General features: G+C 60.7%; 13 protein-coding genes. 4 read left to right on the top strand and 9 right to left on the bottom strand.

All coding sequences use genetic code 11. From position 1 onward, the window contains the following. Positions 1-18: 18 nt before the first annotated feature. The 8 genes from BLL36_RS14655 to uvrD all read right to left on the bottom strand — a co-directional run bounded on the left by BLL36_RS14655 (position 19) and on the right by uvrD (position 11,308). Positions 19-426, bottom strand: a complete 408-nt coding sequence (locus tag BLL36_RS14655; protein WP_017739032.1) for an SMI1/KNR4 family protein — start codon at positions 424-426, stop codon at positions 19-21. A gap of 120 nt (positions 427-546) precedes the next feature. Next, complete coding sequence (locus tag BLL36_RS14650; protein ID WP_083735287.1) at positions 547-2,046, bottom strand: surface lipoprotein assembly modifier; 1,500 nt, start codon at positions 2,044-2,046, stop codon at positions 547-549. A 93-nt stretch (positions 2,047-2,139) separates the two neighbouring features. Continuing rightward, positions 2,140-2,901: a Slam-dependent surface lipoprotein gene (locus tag BLL36_RS14645; protein WP_076952114.1), complete on the bottom strand. Its 762-nt coding sequence runs from the start codon at positions 2,899-2,901 to the stop codon at positions 2,140-2,142. Positions 2,902-2,989: 88 nt separating this feature from the next. Next, positions 2,990-6,103 (bottom strand): TonB-dependent receptor domain-containing protein, encoded by a 3,114-nt coding sequence (locus BLL36_RS14640; RefSeq protein WP_076952113.1) that lies wholly within the window; start codon positions 6,101-6,103, stop codon positions 2,990-2,992. A 144-nt stretch (positions 6,104-6,247) separates the two neighbouring features. Beyond that, positions 6,248-7,228 (bottom strand): FecR family protein, encoded by a 981-nt coding sequence (locus BLL36_RS14635; RefSeq protein WP_231998936.1) that lies wholly within the window; start codon positions 7,226-7,228, stop codon positions 6,248-6,250. A gap of 44 nt (positions 7,229-7,272) precedes the next feature. Further along, positions 7,273-7,770, bottom strand: coding sequence for an RNA polymerase sigma factor (locus tag BLL36_RS14630; RefSeq protein ID WP_076952112.1), 498 nt, complete (start codon positions 7,768-7,770; stop codon positions 7,273-7,275). A 184-nt stretch (positions 7,771-7,954) separates the two neighbouring features. Next, a complete protein-coding gene (locus BLL36_RS14625; RefSeq protein ID WP_076952111.1) occupies positions 7,955-8,824 on the bottom strand; it encodes a Tim44 domain-containing protein in 870 nt (289 codons plus the stop codon). Between the two features lie 300 nt (positions 8,825-9,124). Further along, a complete protein-coding gene (gene uvrD, locus BLL36_RS14620; protein ID WP_076952110.1) occupies positions 9,125-11,308 on the bottom strand; it encodes a DNA helicase II in 2,184 nt (727 codons plus the stop codon). Between the two features lie 247 nt (positions 11,309-11,555). Here uvrD and BLL36_RS14615 point away from each other — a divergent pair, with 247 nt between their 5' ends. The 3 genes from BLL36_RS14615 (at position 11,556) to BLL36_RS31295 (ending at position 15,879) form a co-directional block, all read left to right on the top strand. After that, a complete protein-coding gene (locus BLL36_RS14615) occupies positions 11,556-14,429 on the top strand; it encodes an EAL domain-containing protein (RefSeq protein WP_076952109.1) in 2,874 nt (957 codons plus the stop codon). Positions 14,430-14,591: 162 nt separating this feature from the next. Continuing rightward, positions 14,592-15,458: a transcriptional regulator HexR gene (gene hexR, locus BLL36_RS14610; protein ID WP_003177007.1), complete on the top strand. Its 867-nt coding sequence runs from the start codon at positions 14,592-14,594 to the stop codon at positions 15,456-15,458. 223 nt (positions 15,459-15,681) lie between these two features. Continuing rightward, positions 15,682-15,879, top strand: coding sequence for a PA3496 family putative envelope integrity protein (locus tag BLL36_RS31295; RefSeq protein WP_076952108.1), 198 nt, complete (start codon positions 15,682-15,684; stop codon positions 15,877-15,879). Here BLL36_RS31295 and BLL36_RS14600 read toward each other — a convergent pair. Then, a complete protein-coding gene (locus tag BLL36_RS14600; RefSeq protein WP_076952107.1) occupies positions 15,809-16,783 on the bottom strand; it encodes a LysR family transcriptional regulator in 975 nt (324 codons plus the stop codon). The genes BLL36_RS31295 and BLL36_RS14600 overlap by 71 nt on opposite strands. Before the next feature lie 195 nt (positions 16,784-16,978). Between BLL36_RS14600 and BLL36_RS14595 the strand changes: the two genes are divergently transcribed. After that, positions 16,979-18,394 carry an acetyl-CoA carboxylase biotin carboxylase subunit gene (locus BLL36_RS14595; protein ID WP_076952106.1) on the top strand — a complete coding sequence of 472 codons (1,416 nt, stop codon included), beginning with the start codon at positions 16,979-16,981 and terminating at the stop codon, positions 18,392-18,394. Positions 18,395-18,399: the final 5 nt, after the last annotated feature.

The following is an 18,399-nucleotide window of genomic DNA, read 5'->3' as shown; positions in this document are numbered from 1 at the left end:
TCACTACAGCCTTCGCGATCAGCTTTCGAGCCAGACGTCCCGCGCCCAGTGCCACACCGATTCCCAGGTCTCTTCGGTGACGAGTTCTTCTTCGCCGGACCACAGCACCACGGTGCCGTCTTCTTCGACGCAGTAGTAGTCGTCGCCGTCCTGGCAGATCGGGATCATGCTGCGATCAACACCGGCATCCCAGGCGTTGGCGGCCACGTCGGGCAGGTAGGTGTGGGATTGCGGGTCGGTGACGGTCACCGGCTCCAGGCTGCCGTACACCACGTCGCTGACGGTCAGCAGGAATTCACGAAAGACAAACGGGATGTCGATGAACAGCTGTTCCTCGATTTCCACCAGTTGGTCTTCGTCAGGCAGCTCCAGCGGAACCGGGACCGGTTCGTTGGCTTCACGCAGTTGTTCGATGATTTCTTCCACGGCCGGGATCCTCTTGCTGATGGCGCGGTTTATAGGGGCGTTTTATACAGTAGCTCGCTATAAGTGCAACCGTGAAATAGAAATCCCGGCGCCCGCACATCGTCTGTAGTAACGAGGGGGCTAGAACTGTTTCTCCAGTTTTAGGCTAATGCTGTTTTTGTCGTAGGAATAAAGCCAGTCGATATTGCTTTGCACCTTGTTGTATTTGACCGTGAGGCTGGGAACGATGCCGTACACCGCCAGGCGCGGCGCCCGCAGGATGACGATGTAGCTTTGTTCCTCGTCATAGCGTCGATCATCGAGGATTGCGCTGTAGGCATCGTACTGACGCTGGCGGTACGAGGCGAAAACAACTGCGCTTACGCCGATGTCAAAGTCTTTGGCGACCCCCAGGCGCAGGCCTTTTTGCAGGTAGGCGGCGGTGCGGTCGCGAGTGTTGCGATCGGCGATATCGACACCGCCGAACAGCGTCCATTGTTGCGGCAGCACCTGGAACAGGGTAGCGGACACTGTGCTGAGACCGCCGTCGAGGTTGCTGTTGATCTCGTGCTTGTAGGCCATGTCCTTGTAATCGCCTTCAAGCTTGAACATGCGCGTGGCGGACAGGTTATGGATCCACTCGCCATGCAGCCCCCAGGCGCTGTACATGGCATTGTCGCCGATGGTGTTGAACTCGTACGACGGCCCGAATGCGTACTGGTTGCGGGCGTCGTGGTAACTGTAGCCGGCGTTATTGATCACGGTGCCCTCGTTGTACATGCTCTCCTTTTCGTAGGCCTGGCCGTACAACAACGAACGCACAAACAGCCCGTGATGACCGCTGACAGCCATGCGCTTGTTGAGCGTGGCCTCGTAGTCCTGGCCATGGGCTGACACGGCCTTGGGCAGGGAGCGCTTGACCAGAATGGTTTCCTGGTCGGTGACAAAGCGGTAGGTCACCGTGCTTTCGGAAGACTGGTTGAGGTTGTCGCTCCAGGTCGGGCCGATGGCGAAGGAACCTTGCCAGTCTTCGCGGTGGTCCAGGGCCTGGACGAAGCTGTCGACGGTCTTGCCCAGGCCCATAGCCTGCGCATCCGACGGGCTGAGGCCGCTGCTGATCTGCTCGAACGCCACTTTCGAATCGCCATCCTTACGGTTTTCGAACTGCACCCGCGCCAACTCAAGGCGACCGGGCAGGAAATCCGGCTGGATGGCCAGCAAGTCGCGGTAATAGCCTTCTGCTTTTTCCAGATCGCCGTCGGCGCGGGCCAGGCCGCCATTGGCATAGGCGGTGAGCATCGGGTCGTGACCGGGCAGGGCGTTGTAGCGCCTGAGGTAGTCGCGGGCCTGCGGCCATTGCTGGCGCTCGACGGACAAGTACACCGCGCGGCCCAGTTCATCGAGGTTGTTGCCGACACTGTAGATTTGGCCGTCGACATTCAACAGCGGCGCGGCCCCATCGCCGGACAGTTCGTCCTTGAGCAGCTTGCGCTCTTGCTGGTTGGCGCGGTACTCGATGGTCTGGTTCAGGCGCAGGGTGGTGTCCTGGTCGGCGCAAAACGCCGTTGCAGGCATGAACAGCAGCAAAGAAACAGGCAAAACGTGGAGCGTGAAGGGTCGCTTGCAGTAGGGCTGGGGCATTACCGGGCTCTCGGAATCGCTTCAAAACGCCAAAAAGCAAGTGCCCGACCGTCAGGCACTTGCTTCGCGGTGCTACGTCAGTTCAAGCCGCGGTTACTTGGCGACGCCACCGAAAGCGGTGTCGTAGTTGCGGTTGTCGAACTTGGCGATACCGGCCAGCGACGCGGTGGAGCCTGCGCCGAAGAAGCTGCCTTGGGTGGTACCCGTGGACAGCAAGCCGTTGGTAGCTGGGTTCAGGGCGGCTGCGGTGCCACTGAAGCCGGCGGTGGTGGTGTTGATGTTGGCGTTCACCGCCACGCGCAGGTTGGCGTTGGCGATCGAACCGGTCAGGGTCGGCGAGGCTGTGCCGAAGGAGGCGGTCAGGTCGCCGGACAGCACGTTGGCCCCGGAGTAGTTGTTGATGCCCTGTACCGCGTAGGTCACGCTGGCCGTCGGCAGCACGCGGCCGGTAGTGTCGCCGGAGTAGTAGACGACGCGGGTCGGGTCATTATTGGTGCCGTTCTGCGACCACTCGCCGTAGTACACCTGCTGGCTGGCGACTTGTTTGAAGTCGAAGTTGCCCAGCGCGGCGTGGGAGGCAGGCATCATGGCCGGTGTGATGGTGGTAACGCCGTTGGCGTCGGTGGCAACCATGCCTTTGAGGCCGGCGAACCCGACTTTTGCACCGCCGTAAAATGCCAGGACGCCCACGGCCGGCTGGCCTGGCGTGCCAGGGTGGTTCACGGTGCCCGTGCCGCCGGTGCCTTCAACGACGATAGTGCCGGTATAACTTTGCCCCGACGAAACGTCCGCTTGAACAACGCCGGCCAAACCAAGAAGCGCTACTGCCAATACTGTGTAGTTGAAAGTTTTCATTTTTTATCATCCATTAAGTAACTTTAATTAAGTCAACACGTCAAGCAGCTGCCAAGTGCTCTTAGCCTCCCATAGCTCACCTCACAAGTTAGAACGTAGTGGTAAAGCCGATTTTCAATGTTCGACCTGGTGCGGGCATCGCGGAGCGTGTCAGCGGGTCGATGTAATAGAGATTGCTCAGGTTGGTGCCGGTTAATTCGATGGATGCATCGTCGGTCAACTTGTAGTTTACGTACGCGTCATAAGTAATGATCTTGTCCCACGACATGGGCGTATTGATGTAATAGCTCACCATCGCGCTGTCTGGATAGTTGCTATAGAACTTGCTCTGATGCTGGCGGTAGTAGATGGCACGTGCGCCGACTTCCAGTTTGCGATTGAAGAAACGTGCACCGGCGCCCAGGTTGGCTGACCATTCCGGCTGGGCCATGCTCACCAGGTAACCCCCCACGAAGCCATCGTCCACACAATTGGGGGTACTGCCATTGGTGCTGATCGCGACGGCGGAGTCTTCGTCGCAGACTTTGTTTTTCAGTACATGGGCGATGCTCAGGTCGGTAAACACCCTCCCGTTGTCGTAACGGCCCTGGAATTCCACGCCGGAAGTTATCTGTTTCTCCAAGTTGCTGAAGCGCAACTCCGGGCTGCGTTCAATTACGTTTTTGATGGTGTTGTGGTAATACGTCAGTTTGATATCGGCGCGCTCGCTGCCGCCCCAGCCGGCCAAGTTGTGGATATAGGCGGCTTCATAGTTATAGGCATGTTCCGGCTCCAGCCCCCAGGGATTGACCGATGAGGAGAAACCAAGCGTGCTTTCAAACAGGCTGGGGTAACGGATAGCTTCGCTGTAGCGCAAATAAAACCGGCCATTCTCCGAGGTATAGAAAGTGGCTGACAAGTTAGGCGCCCAAGCACTGTCTTTCTGATGTTTGGCGCTGACATCTTTCTGATAACCCGTGGTGCTGGCTGAGGCACTGCACGCAATGATCGCTTCACCGGCACTCAGGCCGTTGATGCACGGGTTGTTGGCGCGTGAATACTTGCCTTTTCCGTCGCTAGCCCAATTGGCCTGATGTTGAGTGTCCTCAATAAGGGCGGTGTCTTTTTTGATTTGTTCTATTTCGGCCAGACGCTGCGCCTGTGGAATGCCAAACATGTCCCAGAAGAACTGGTTATTTGCCACTTTCTGATCGACATTGGCTTGCCACTCGGCGTTGCTCAGTGTTTTTCGGGTGGTATAACTGACGGTCCGGCCGCTTTCCACGAACTGCGTGGTAACCCCCGTTTTGTCTTGGGTTCCCTTCAAATAATCGTCAAATGCCCAATACGACGAGTACCGCGCCCCAGCCGTGAACTTGGCAAAGGTCACCGGGCGCCAATCGAAGTTGAAGTTGTACTCCCTTTCGTCACGGCGCCCCGCTCGCGGATTCATGCGCAATGTGTCGAAGATGATGGGATCGTTGTAATCATCCTTCGAACTCAATTTCTCATGCTGATAACTGGCGCCCAACGTCAGGTCCAGGCTGTCGAGCATCTTGAATTTGTTGCTGAGGGTCACCCCGGCGCGATCATGCTGGGCGTTGGCCACCGCCGTGTTGCGAAAGACCGGGTTGGCCGCGCTGGTGGCATTGGGCACGCCGCCGCTGGAGTAGGTGTCGCTTTGGGTATTGGTGGTCCAGAGGTTGGAATAGAAGTCCACCCATGGGTTGTCCTGAGGCTTGAGATTGTATTCCAGGTTGTAGGCTTTGCTTTGCACATGGCTCAGGGGCCATTGCGGCACGCCGCTGGTTTGGGCGTCGAACTGATCGCCGGGGCGGAAGAACGAAATGCGCGACGGCATGATCTCGCCGTACAGCGAATCGGTATCGCGGTAGCCGAATTCCAGGGACTGGTCGTCATCGATCTTGAGTTTGGCTTTGGCCAGCCAGGACTCCATCTTGCTGGAGGTGTTGGGCACTTCGTCGCCGGGCTTATATATGTTGGCCAGGTTGGGGATGTAGTCGAACTGGCCATTGATCTGTTTGCCGGTGGAATAAAAACCGGTTTTGTTCTTGCCCGCGTAGTGGTTGCCTTTTTCGCGGTAGGCGTAGGCGGCGAGCAGTTCGAATTTTTCCTGGCGGGTGCCGAGGGCCAGGCGATAAGCCGAGTCGTCACCGGAGATCAGGTTGTTGTCGCGACCGGTGCGCGGGTGTTTGTACAGCGACGGGTCATAGTAGGAATACACCGGGATGTATTGATAGTCGGCTGGCGGGCTTTGCCCGGTCATCAGCGTCGGCAGCTTGGGCGACACCGAGTTGTTGCTGCCTTCGATTTTCAGCTCGCCGCCGAACGCCTGGCCTTCCTTGAGGATGTCATCCACGTTCAACGTGTTGGCGACCACCGCGCCCCCCACGCCGCTGTAGACGTTGCGCTCCAGGTTCGGCCCCTTGAGCACCTTGATGCTGCCGATCAGGTTGGGATCGATGTAGTTACGGTTGTTGGCGCCCATGTAACCGCGATATACGGTCAGCGCCTGTTCGGTGCCATCGATGGTCAGCGGCACGCGGCCGGGGCCCTGAATGCCGCGCACGTTTGGGTCCAGCGCGCCACTGTTGCGGCCGTCGCCGCTGTAGACGTTGAGCATGCCTTTGAACATATCGGCGGGGGCGGCGCCTTTGTAGCGTTCGATCTGTTCCTTGCCGGCGTAGACGGAAGAGGTGTCCTGATCGTAGATATCGTTGTAGCCCTTTTCGTCGCGGGACTCCTTGCCCTCCATGCCGAGTACATAGATGGGCGCCAGGTCACCTTGCTGGATGCCGCTGGTGCCCTGCGCGGATTGCACCTGGATGACGGGCCTTTCAGGTTCGCCGACCAGGTTGTAGGTCACGGCCTGGTTGGCCAGCAATTGCTGGAGCGCCGCGTCCAGGGAGAGTCGGCCCTTGACCGGGTTGGCGTTGCGACCGGTCAGGTCGTTGCTGCCCAGGTAAAGTTCGACCCCGGCCTGACGTGCCAGCAGCACGAGCCCCGCATCCAGTGACAAGGCGGGTACATCGAATTCGTGATAACCGCCTCGGGTTTGAGCGTGAGTGGAGCTTTGCGCGGTGTTGCTGTTAGCAGGGCTGAGATCTGCGGCGTTGGCACACAGTGCGAAAACGGCCAACTGTATCCCCAGGCTCAGTCGAGTGCGGTTTATCGCCTTACGCTTCTTGTTGTGCTGTTGCATTTGCAAAACCGGCCTCACTAAAGCAAATAAGAGTTATTCACATGTAGTAGAAACGCGCCAACAATGAAAACGCGATAGATCGATATGATCTAGGCGTGAGGTTTTATATGGATATTTAGGGTTGCTGCGCTGCGCGGCCGATCTTCAATAGATCAACGTCAAGCCCGGCAGGTCGAGCAGGCGCCCATTGGCTTGGGCTGCGATGCGCTTGAGCGCGTCGTTGAGGTTGTCCAGCCGCGTGACAGCGCTGATACGCACATCACGCAGCGCGTCGCCCTTGACCATCACCAGGCCCGGCCGATAGCGATTAATGCGCGCCACGACTTCACCCAGGCGTTCGCGCTGGAACACTAACTGTCCCTGCTGCCAGCTGGCCAGCTCATCGGGACGGGCAGAGAGCGGCACGATGCCGGCTTTGGGGCTGAAGCCCAGGCTGTTGCCTTGCTCAAGTTGCGCAGAGCCGGCCGCGTCATCGCGTTGCTGAGGCGTCAGATTGACTTCGACCTGATGCTGCAACACCCCGACCCAGCCTTCGCGGTCGTTGCCCACACCGACCACGTAGCGCGTGCCGCGAGCCGTGATATCGGCTCCGGGCGCGCGTACCGTAAAAGGGCGTCGCTCCTGCTCATTGACCGGGGCGGGCGTGAAGACCGCCTCGCCCTGGCTCAGGCGTACGAGGCGGGTTTGGTCGTCGTAAGCGATATTCAGCAGGCTATGGCTACCCAACTCCACGTGGCTGCCGTCCGCCAGTGTGATCTGGCGGGTTTCACCAAAACCTGTGTGATAGTCGCTGTTCAAGGCTTCCAGCCAGAATGGCGGGGCGAGCAACAGCCAGCAACCCAGTGCCAGGGCGGCTATGGCGCCACTGGCCGGCAGTGGCCGGCGTATCCAGCGGGCACGGGGTGGGCGTGAGGGTTTGATGTAGCCCGCACGACGCTTGAGCATTGCGGTTGCCTGCCAGGCGCGATCCGCCTGGCGTGCGGCGGCGGCGTGCCGGGGGTCGGCCGCCTGCCAGCGCCGGAAAGCCTCCAGCTCACGTGGTGAAAGCTGTCCTTGGCGGTGACGCATCACCCAGTCGGCCGCGTTGCGCTCTACCGGGTCGATAGACTGAGGGGAATCGTTCACGGTTCTGACTGGTTACCTTCGTGCTTCCTGGAATATCCAAGGCTTTAATCCTCTGGGTCGGGATCGAGTGCCTTGCCGATCCTGGCCAGTGCCATCGCCATGTGTTTTTGTACAGAGCTTGTGGATATCCGTAAATAGCGGGCGGTTTCTTTGTGCGTCATGCCTTCGACGCGGCAAAGCATGAAGATATCACGGGTGCGCTCCGGCATCCGTTCCAGCAGGCTTTCCAACTGCTCCATGGCCAAGGCGTCGAAAGCCTGTGCCTCAGGGCCGCTGGCCTCATCCACCAGGGTCGCGAAATACGCTGCGGCGTCGTTATCGAAGCGCTTTTCACCGTAGCGCCGATGATGATCAATCATGAGATTGTGCGCTACCCGAAACAGATAGGACGGCGCGCAAAGGATGCGCTCCAGGTTCTCCAGCTGGGCGATGCGCAGGAACGTGTCCTGCACCAGATCCGATGCCAGGCTGGGCGAGCATTTTTTGCGCAACAGATAACGGTGCAGCGCAGATGCATGTTGGTTGAACAGTTTTTCCAGCACGGCGGCACGTTCCTATGCTCGGGCAGAACCGGGAGAGGATTCGAGTATAGTGAGAACAGTTCTCATTAATCCAGCAAAACCATGCAGTGCTTTTTGACGGGCAAAAAAATACCCCGGCTGCGTATTTCCTTTTCAGGCGATACACAGCCGGGGCTGTTTACAGCACGCTCAAGGCGCTATGCGATCAGCCGTTCTGGCGGATACCAGCAACCAGCCAAGGCTGGTTCTCGCCTTGTGGACGTTCCATGTTCCAGCTTTCGCTGAACACTTCGCCCTGGTCGAAACGCGAGGTCTTCGACACACCGCTGAAGGTCAGGGTGGCAATGGTCTTGTCGGCGCGATCATCCACACCTTCCAGTTGTACGCGCAGGTCGTCGATATAGGTTGACTGGAAAGCGTCGCCCAGATCAGCGCGTTCGCGCTTGAGGAACTCCAGCAGTTGCGGGGTCACGAACTCGGCGATCTTGTCCATTTCGTTGGCGTCCCAGTGCTGCTGCAGGGACTGGAAGTGGCTGCGGGCCGCTTCGACGAAACGCTCTTCGTTGAACCAGGCCGGCGCGTTGATCACCGGACGGGCGGCAGCAGGTGCCGCCGAACCGCCGAAGATCGAACCCATGGCTGGTTTCTGCTCGAACACTTCACGCTGCATCGGCGCGCCGGCCGGAGCCAGGTGCTCCTGCTGCTTGCGGCGACGGGCGGCGATAAAGCGGAAGATCACGAAGGCGATGACCGCCAGGATCAGGATGTCGAAGATCTGCATGCCCTGGAAGCCGCCGCCCATGAACATGGAAGCGAGCAGGCCGCCGGCTGCGATACCGGCCAGAGGGCCCAGCCAGCGCGAAGCACCGCCGGCCTTGGCAGCGGCGCCGGCAGCACCGGCTGCGCCTGCGGTAGCCGCAGCACCGCCGGCACCGGCGGATGGAGCCATTTGGCTGGTCTGGTGAGTCGGTGCCGCACCTGAACTTTTGCCGCCACCGAAGCGTTTGGCGTTGGCGTCGATGCTCATCGTCAGGCCGATGCACAACGCCATGGCGATGCTAAGAAAACGTTTCATAAAGGGAATTCCCATTTGTGGATTGCACGCGCGCCATGTTGCACAGGTGTAGAGACAGTGGCTAGCGACATAATGTTTCGGGCTTTTGCGTAGGACCGATTCAGAGTGGTCTGTAGGACTTATTACACATATTGGCCCGCACTCGTTAAAAACAAGGGCGGCTCACTGATCATTCCCACGCTCTGCGTGGTAATGCATCCGGTGACGCTCCGCGTCGCGACTTTAAAGCAGGACGCGGAGCGTCCCAGGCGGCATTCCTACGCAGAGCGTAGGAACGATCAGTGACAGGGGGGTAGGTCCTCAGATCGCTTCGAGCTTCGCGTAACCCATCATCAGCCACTTGCTGCCTTCTGAGAAATTCACCTGCACCCGCGCCTGGGCGCCGGCGCCTTCGAAGTTGAGGATCACGCCTTCGCCGAACACCGAATGCCTGACCTGTTGGCCAAGGCTGAATTGGGTTTCCGGAATTTCAGAGCCGGCGAACATATTGCTGGAGTTCTGCTGCTGGCCACCGCCGAATGGGCGGCTGACGCTGTTGGACAGGCGCACCTCCTGGATCAGGCCCTTCGGCACCTCCCGTACGAAGCGCGACACCTTGTTGTAGGTCTCGCTGCCGTACAAGCGTCGGGTTTCGGCGTAGGTCATCACCAGGTTCTGCATCGCCCGGGTGATGCCCACGTACGCCAGGCGGCGCTCCTCCTCAAGACGGCCGGGTTCTTCCAGGCTCATCTTGTGCGGGAACAAGCCTTCTTCCATCCCTACCAGGAATACGTAAGGGAATTCCAGGCCCTTGGCGCTGTGCAAGGTCATCAGTTGGACGCTGTCTTCATGTTCGTCAGCCTGGGCGTCGCCGGCCTCCAGCGAAGCATGGCCAAGGAAGGCGGCGAGTGGTGTGAGGTCCTCTTCGTTCTCGGCGTTTTCGAACGCGCGGGCGGCGCTCACCAATTCCTCAAGGTTTTCTACCCGGGCCTGGCCTTTCTCGCCTTTTTCCGCTTCGTGGTAGGCGATCAGCCCGGACTGTTCGATCACGGTCTGGGTCATCAGGTGCAGGGGCATTTCGGCGCACTTGGCCGCCAGGTTCTCGATCAGCTCGACAAACACACCCAGCGCCCCCGCCGCGCGGCCGGTCAGGCCTTTGTTGGCGATCAGCAAGCGCATGGCTTCCCACATCGACACATGGGCGTGGCGCGCGTGGTCGCGAATAGCTTCGACGGTTTTCTCGCCGATGCCACGGGCCGGGATGTTGATCACCCGCTCCAGCGCCGCATCGTTGCCGCGGCCTTCCAGCAAGCGCAGGTAGGCCATGGCGTTCTTGATTTCCGCGCGCTCGAAGAAGCGCTGGCCGCCGTAGATGCGGTAGGGGATGCGCTCGCGCAACAGGGCTTCTTCCAATACCCGCGACTGGGCGTTGGAGCGGTACAGAATTGCGATGTCGCTGCGCGCCAAACCGGTCTTCAGCGCGCTTTCGATGGTTTCCACCACGTAGCGCGCTTCATCGTGCTCGTTGAACGCCGCGTACAGGTTGATCGCTTCGCCTTCGCCGCCGTCGGTCCACAATTCTTTACCCAGGCGCCCGGTGTTGTTGGCGATCAGGGCGTTGGCGGCCTTGAGGATGCCGGCGGTGGAGCGGTAGTTCTGCTCGAGGCGGATGGTGACCGCGTCCGGGAAGTCTTCGGAATACTGGTAGATGTTCTCGATTTTCGCGCCACGCCAGCCGTAGATCGACTGGTCGTCGTCGCCCACGACCATCAGGCTGTCGCCGCCTTTGGCCAGCAGGCGCAACCAGGCGTACTGCACGGCGTTGGTGTCCTGGAACTCGTCCACCAGGATGTGCCGGAAGCGCTTCTGGTAATGGGCCAGCAAGCCCGGGTTGTCGCGCCACAGGTCGAGCGCGCGCAGCAGCAGTTCGGAGAAGTCGATGACCCCGGCGCGCGCGCAGGCGGCCTCGTAGGCTTCATAAATGCTGCGCATGGTGGCCAGGAACAGGTCGCCGCTGGCCTGGATATGCTGAGGGCGCAGGCCCTCGTCTTTCTGACCGTTGATAAACCATTGCGCCTGGCGCGCCGGCCAACGTTGCTCGTCCAGGCCCAGCTCGCGGATCACCCGCTTGACCAGGCGTTGCTGGTCATCGCTGTCGAGGATCTGGAAGGTCTGGGCCAGCCCCGCTTCTTGCCAGTGCGCGCGCAACAGGCGGTGCGCCAGGCCGTGAAAGGTGCCGACCCACATGCCGGCCGGGCTGATGCCCATCAACTGCTCGATGCGGTGGCGCATCTCGGCGGCAGCCTTGTTGGTGAAGGTCACCGACAGGATGGAATGCGGGGAGGCGTTTTCGACCTGGATCAACCAGGCGATACGGTGCACCAGCACTCGGGTTTTACCGGAGCCAGCACCGGCCAGGACCAACTGACGGCCAACGGGGGCCGCTACGGCCTGGCGTTGGGCATCGTTGAGGGAATTCAGCAAAAGGGAGAGATCATCGCGCATCGACGCATTCTATGGCCCCCGGGGGAGTGGGGCAAATACCAATGCCGGGTGGTCGACGCAAAACATCCGGGGTGATGACTGGTCGGTCAAGGGTCGCAGCCCCCGCCGTGTCTCGCTCAAGCCGTCTGGCCCCGGAGTTTGCGGGCCATGCCCGCGCAGTTTTTATGACGTGGAGCAGTTTGGCCCAAGCGTTTGCTTGTGTATGCTCCGTCGACGTTTCGGGCTCACCATTATAAGAATACTGCCTATGACCCTCAGCACCGATCTGCTCGGCCACTCGACGGCGCCCGCGCAGGTTCTTCGCAAACACTACGCCACCGAGATGGCGGTCGAACGTACGCGCCTGTTGTATCAGGGCTCGCTGCTGCCGACCCTGTTGATGCTGGTCAATGGCCTGGTGTGCGCCTGGCTGCTCTGGAACCCCAAGCAATACCTGCTGGACAGCATCTGGCTGGTCTGGCTGCTGGCCCTGGTGGCGATGCGCGTGATCCAAGTGGCGGCGTTTGATTCGGCCATGCCCAGCCGCCAGGCCCAGCCGGTGTGGCGACGCATGTTCATGCTCGGCTCGGCGGTCAGCGGCTTGACCCTGGCCACTGCCGCCATTGCCCTGGTGCCGGTGGACAGTTTCATGCAACAGGCCTGGGTGTTCGGCCTGATTGGCGCGGCGACGCTGTCGGCCAGCGTGGCCTATGCCGTGAGCCTGCCGGCGTTCCTGTCGTTCGCCGTGCCCTGTCTGGTGCCGGCCATCATTTACCTGTTCTGGAGCGGCGACCCGCAGCAGCGCGGCTGGGGCGTATTAGGCCTGATCCTGCTCGCGTCCTTGAGCCTAGTGGCGTGGCAGGTCAATCGCCTGATCCAGCGCGGCCTGCTGCGCCGCTTCCAGAACCAGGCATTGATCGAGCATCTCCAGCAGGCACAGCAGCGCAGCGAGCAGCTCAACCAGGAGTTGGTGCGCGAAGTCGAGCAGCGCCGCCAGGTCGAACAGGAACTGCGCGAAGCCCAGATCGGCCTGCAGGATCGCGTGGCGCAGCGCAGCCAGGAGCTGGACGCCGCCAGCCTGGCGTTGAATAAAAGCGAAGCGCGCCTGGCCATGGCGCTGCAGGCCAGTGAGTTGGGGCTATGGGACTGGAACCTGCAAACTGACGAAGTCCATCACACCCAGCTCAAGGAGCTGTTTGGCCTGGAACCGGAGTACGTCACGGCGATGCTCGGCCACCTCAAGCCGCGCCTGCACCCCGACGACCTGCCACTGCTCAAGCGCGCCTTGGTGGAACACTTGAAGGGTCGTAGCGAGGATTATCAGGTCGAATACCGCGTACGCCATGGCGATGGGCACTGGGTGTGGATCGAAGACCGAGGCCGCGCCGTGGAGCGTGCGCCCAGCGGCCGGGTCACGCGCATGCTCGGCACTCGCCGTGATATCAGCGCCGGCAAGGCCCTGGAGGAACAACAGCGTCTGGCGTCGACCGTATTTGAAGCGGCCAGCGAAGGCATTGTAATCCTGGATCCGAGTTACAAACTGATCGCGGTCAACCAGGCTTTCAGCCGTGTCACCGGCTTTGAAATCGACGACATGCTCGGTCGCAACGTGGTGGAGCTGCCCAGCAGCCGTGATGCTCGCCGCCACTTCCCGGTGATCCGCCAGGCCTTGCTCAGTCACGGTACCTGGCAGGGCGAGCTGGTGGAGACGCGCAAGAACGGCGAGCTCTACCCGCAGTGGCTGCAATTGAATGTGGTGCGCGATATCCGCGGGAAAGTCAGCCATATCGTGGGCTTCTTCGCCGATCTATCGGCGCGGCGTGAGTCCGAAGAGCGCATGCGCTACCTCACCCATTATGACGAGCTGACCGGCCTGGCCAACCGCTCCTTGTTCCGCGAACGGCTGCGCGAAGCCCACCAGCGTGTACGCCAGGGCGGGCGCAGCCTGGCGTTGCTGCATATCAACCTGGACCGCTTCAAGCTGCTCAATGACAGCCTGGGCCACGAGGTTGCCGATCAGTTGCTGCAGAAAATGGCGCGGCGCTTGATCAATGCCCTGCCCGAGGCCGACACCATTGCACGCCTTTCCGGGGACGAATTCGCCGTGCTGTTCGACGCCTACGGCAACCTGTCGAGCCTGGCGCGGGTGGCGACGCGGTTGCTGGCCAAACTGCGGGTGCCGGTGACGGTAGAAGGGCATGAACTGGTGGTCAGTGCATCAATGGGCGTCAGCCTGTTGCCGGACAATGCGCGGGAAATTTCTGCGCTGGTCAGCCAATCGAACATGGCCATGCAGCACGCCAAACACCTGGGCGGCAACAATTTCCAGTTCTACACCGACAGTCTGCAAGCCAGCACGCTGGAGCGCTTGCAACTGGAGAATCACCTGCGCAAGGCCATTGAAGAGCGCCAGCTCGCGGTGTTCTATCAACCCAAACTGTGCCTGGCCACCGGCAAGCTGAACGCTGCTGAAGCCTTGATCCGCTGGGAGCATCCACAGTGGGGCATGGTGCCGCCGGGGGACTTTATCGGCCTGGCCGAAGAGACCGGCCTGATCGTGCCGCTGGGCGAGTTCGTGCTGCGCGAGGCCTGCCGGCAAGCCTGTGAATGGCAGCGCCAGGGGTTGGCGCCGATCCGGGTGTCGGTGAACCTGTCGGTGCATCAGTTGCGCCAGGGCAAGTTGGTCAGCCTGGTGCGTCAGGTGCTCGAAGAAACCGGTCTGGACCCGCAATACCTGGAGCTGGAGCTGACCGAAAGCCAATTGCTCGATAGCGTCGAGCACATCATTGCCACCTTCCAGCAACTTCGCGACCTGGGCGTGAAGCTGGCCATCGACGATTTTGGTACCGGTTATTCATCCCTCAGCTACCTCAAGCGCATTCCCGTGGATTACGTGAAGATCGACCAAACCTTCATTCGCGGGCTTGGCCAGGGTCGTGAAGATGCCGCCATCACCCGAGCCATCATCGCCATGGCCCACGGTTTGGCGCTCAAGGTGGTGGCTGAAGGGGTGGAGGACCAGCAGCAATTGGACTTCCTGCGCGCAGAGCGCTGCGACGAAGTGCAGGGCTATTTGATCAGCCGGCCGATAGAGGCCCAAGCGCTGGCAGATTTGTTACGGGAAAATGCAGATTTTCCTTAGTGATGGCGACACCGCCCCTGTGGCTACATGTGCGTCGCCCGCAGAGATAAAGGGGAACAGGACGATTTAGTGATGCGCCGGACGGGCAAAACGGCAATTCCTGTAGTATAACTACAAGCTTGCTACATCCTCGGCCCTGCCCATAACAAAGAGTCCAGCCCTTTGAACCTGTTGCAACATATCGCCCAGTCGCGCCACCTGTTACGCAAATCGGAACTCAAGGTTGCCGACCATGTGCTGCTTGACCCTGCGGCTGTGATGCACAGTTCCATGGCCGACCTGGCTCATAGCGTGGGCATCAGCGAGCCGACCATCGTGCGCTTTTGCCGCGCCATCGGTTGCTCCGGGTTCCAGGACTTGAAGCTCAAGCTGGCCCAAAGCCTGGCCGCCGGTGCCAGCTTTGGGCAATTCGCGATTCACGAAGACGACTCCGTCGCCGACTACAGCCTGAAAATCTTCGACACCACCCTGCACACCCTGATGGAAGTGCGCGAGAAGCTCGACCCGGTGGAGTTGCAAAAGGCCGTGACGGCCATGTCCCAGGCCCAGCGTGTCGAGTTCTACGGCTTTGGTGCCTCCGGTGCCGTTGCCGCCGACGCCCAGCACAAATTCTTCCGCTTGCTGCTCACCGCAGCGGCCTACAGCGATCCGCACATGCAGGCCATGTCGGCGGTGACCTTGAAGCCCACCGACGTCGCCATTTGCATTTCCCAGTCGGGACGTTCCAAAGACCTGCTGATCACCGCCAACCTGGTGCGTGAGAGCGGCGCTTCGTTGATCACCCTGTGCCCGAGCCAGACGCCGTTGGCGGAGCTGTCCACAGTCAACCTGGCGATCGACGTGCACGAAGACACCGAGATCTACACGCCGCTGACCTCGCGTATTGCCCATTTGGTGGTCATCGACGTGCTGGCGATGGGCGTGGCCATGGCGCGGGGGCCGAGCCTGGTCAACCACCTCAAGAGCGTCAAACGCAGCTTGCGCAGCCTGCGGTTGTCGCCCAAGTCCGTCAAAGCCCTGGACGACTGATCCAACGCCACACTCGGTCAAATTGTGGGAGCTGGCTTGCCTGCGATGGCGGTGGGTCAATCAATGAATGTGGCAGCTGACGGATCGCCATCGCAGGCAAGCCAGCTCCCACATGGATGTGTGTCAATTCCGCAAGATTCATCATCCTGTAACCCCCACGCCGCCAAACCGTCATCCCCCAGGACCATCCTGAACTCCCCGCACTCGCATTGGGAGACTCCAAATGGCCCGGCCCTACGAAGACAGCAACAGCACCGTAAAGACCCGTCGTCAGCAGGAAGACCAACGCCGCATGGCGTTCCGTCGCGCAATCGAAGACCGTTGCGAGGAGCGCCAACTGCTCCAGAGCATCAGTGACTACCCGGAACTGCATTGGCAGGCACCCGCGGCTGCCCAGCGAAGCGCTCAGCCAGGGCGCTGATCTGCACCCGTTCGCTGCGAATAAAGCCCAGGAACGCATGGGCCACCGGTGACAGGCGCTTGGCCTTGGCCTGCACCAGGCACCAACTGCGGTACAGCGGCAGCTCTTCCACCGGCAGCTCCTTGAGCCCGCCGGTGGCCAACTCCATGTTCACCGCATGCCGCGTCAACAGGGCCACACCCAGCCCTGCGCAGACGCACTCACGTTGCGCCTCGGCCGAGGCCACTTCCACCGTCTGGGTGAAGTGCACGCGTTTCTCCTTGAAATACTCTTCGCACGCCAGCCGCGTACCGGAACCCGGTTCGCGGATCAGCAGTGTGTAAGGCTCCAGGTCCTGCAGGCGCAGTGGGCCTTGCAGGCTCAGGGGGTGGTCGGGTGGCGCGACGGCGACAATCGGGTTGTTGAGGAACGGCAGGAACTCCAGCCCCATGTCCTGAGGCACCATGGACATGATCACCAGGTCGTCCCGGTTGTCCGAAAGCCGACGGATCACCTGGGCGCGGTTCACCACCGTGAGGTGCAACTGCACTTCCGGATGCTGGCGCTTGAACGCGGCGAACAGGTGCGGCACGAAATACTTGGCGCTGGATTCAATCGCCAGTTTCAACTGGCCCTGCAGCGAGCCCTGCATGTCCGACAGCTGCATGTCGAGGTTTTCCAGGCGCCCGAAAATATCCCGACTGGCCCGCTGCAGGGCCTCGGCGGCCTCGGTCATGTAGAGTTTTTTGCCGACGTAATCGAACAGCGGCTGGCCGATCAGCTCTTCGAGCTGACGAATTTGCAGGCTGACGGCCGGTTGGGTGAGAGACATTTCCTCGGCGGCGCGGCTGTAAGAGCGTAAGTCGCACACCTCATGGAAAATCTGCAACTGACGCAATGTCAGCCGCATCAATGACTTACGCATACTTCAATCCTTTCGCTGCAGGCCTTCCGGCCAACTATAAGTCTTTACTTATGCGCAACCCAATAATTATTGATTTTTGTTAATCCTCCTGCAGGCTTAGTGTGTGTCTCGCGACTGTCATGAAACATTTGGTCACGCGTCGACCCGGCTCCAGCGGGTCGAAGAACGCAGCAATCGGCTCAAGGGAATTTCCAAGTGATAAAAAAGATCCTGATCGCCAACCGTGGTGAAATTGCCGTACGAATCGTGCGTGCCTGCGCCGAGATGGGCATTCGCTCGGTCGCGGTCTATTCCGACGCCGACCGCCACGCGTTGCACGTCAAGCGTGCCGACGAAGCCCACAGCATTGGTGCCGAGCCACTGGCCGGCTACCTGAACCCGCGCAAGCTGGTGAACCTGGCCGTGGAAACCGGTTGTGATGCGCTGCACCCTGGCTACGGCTTCCTGTCGGAAAACGCGGAACTGGCGGACATCTGCGCCGAACGCGGGATCAAGTTCATCGGCCCGTCCGCTGAGGTGATCCGCCGCATGGGCGACAAGACCGAAGCGCGCCGCAGCATGATCAAGGCCGGTGTGCCGGTCACGCCGGGCACCGAGGGCAACGTCGCCGACATCGCCGAAGCCCTGACCGAAGGCAACCGCATAGGTTACCCGGTGATGCTCAAGGCCACTTCCGGCGGTGGCGGTCGTGGTATCCGCCGTTGCAACAGTCGCGAAGAACTTGAACAAGCCTTCCCCCGCGTGATTTCCGAAGCCACCAAGGCCTTCGGTTCGGCGGAAGTGTTCCTGGAAAAATGCATCGTCAACCCCAAGCACATCGAGGCGCAGATCCTCGGTGACACCTTTGGCAATGTGGTGCACCTGTTCGAGCGCGATTGTTCGATCCAGCGCCGCAACCAGAAGCTCATCGAAATTGCCCCCAGCCCGCAGCTCACCCCTGAACAGCGCGCCTACATCGGCGACCTGTCGGTACGCGCCGCCAAGGCCGTGGGCTACGAGAACGCCGGCACCGTGGAGTTCCTGCTCGCCGAGGGCGAGGTGTACTTCATGGAGATGAACACCCGAGTGCAGGTGGAACACACCATCACCGAAGAAATCACCGGGATCGACATTGTCCGCGAGCAGATCCGCATCGCCTCGGGCTTGCCGCTGTCGGTGAAACAGGAAGACATCCAGCACCGTGGTTTCGCGTTGCAGTTCCGTATCAACGCCGAAGACCCGAAGAACAACTTCCTGCCCAGCTTCGGCAAGATCACCCGTTATTACGCGCCCGGCGGCCCCGGCGTGCGTACCGACACGGCGATTTATACCGGCTACACCATCCCGCCGTTCTACGACTCCATGTGCCTGAAACTGGTGGTGTGGGCGTTGACCTGGGAAGAAGCCATGGACCGCGGCCTGCGTGCCCTGGACGACATGCGCCTGCAAGGCGTGAAGACCACTGCCGCCTACTACCAGGAAATCCTGCGCAACCCGGAATTCCGCAGCGGTCAGTTCAACACCAGTTTCGTGGAAAGCCATCCTGAGCTGACCAACTACTCGATCAAGCGCAAACCCGAAGAGCTGGCCCTGGCCATCGCCGCCGCCATCGCCGCCCACGCAGGCCTGTGAGGAAT

The sequence above is a fragment of the Pseudomonas cedrina subsp. cedrina genome (genome assembly GCF_001983175.1).
GTDB classification, from domain to species: domain Bacteria; phylum Pseudomonadota; class Gammaproteobacteria; order Pseudomonadales; family Pseudomonadaceae; genus Aquipseudomonas; species Aquipseudomonas cedrina.
The sequence above is the reverse complement of the archived record's forward strand: the minus strand, read 5'-3'. Positions and strand labels throughout refer to the sequence as shown.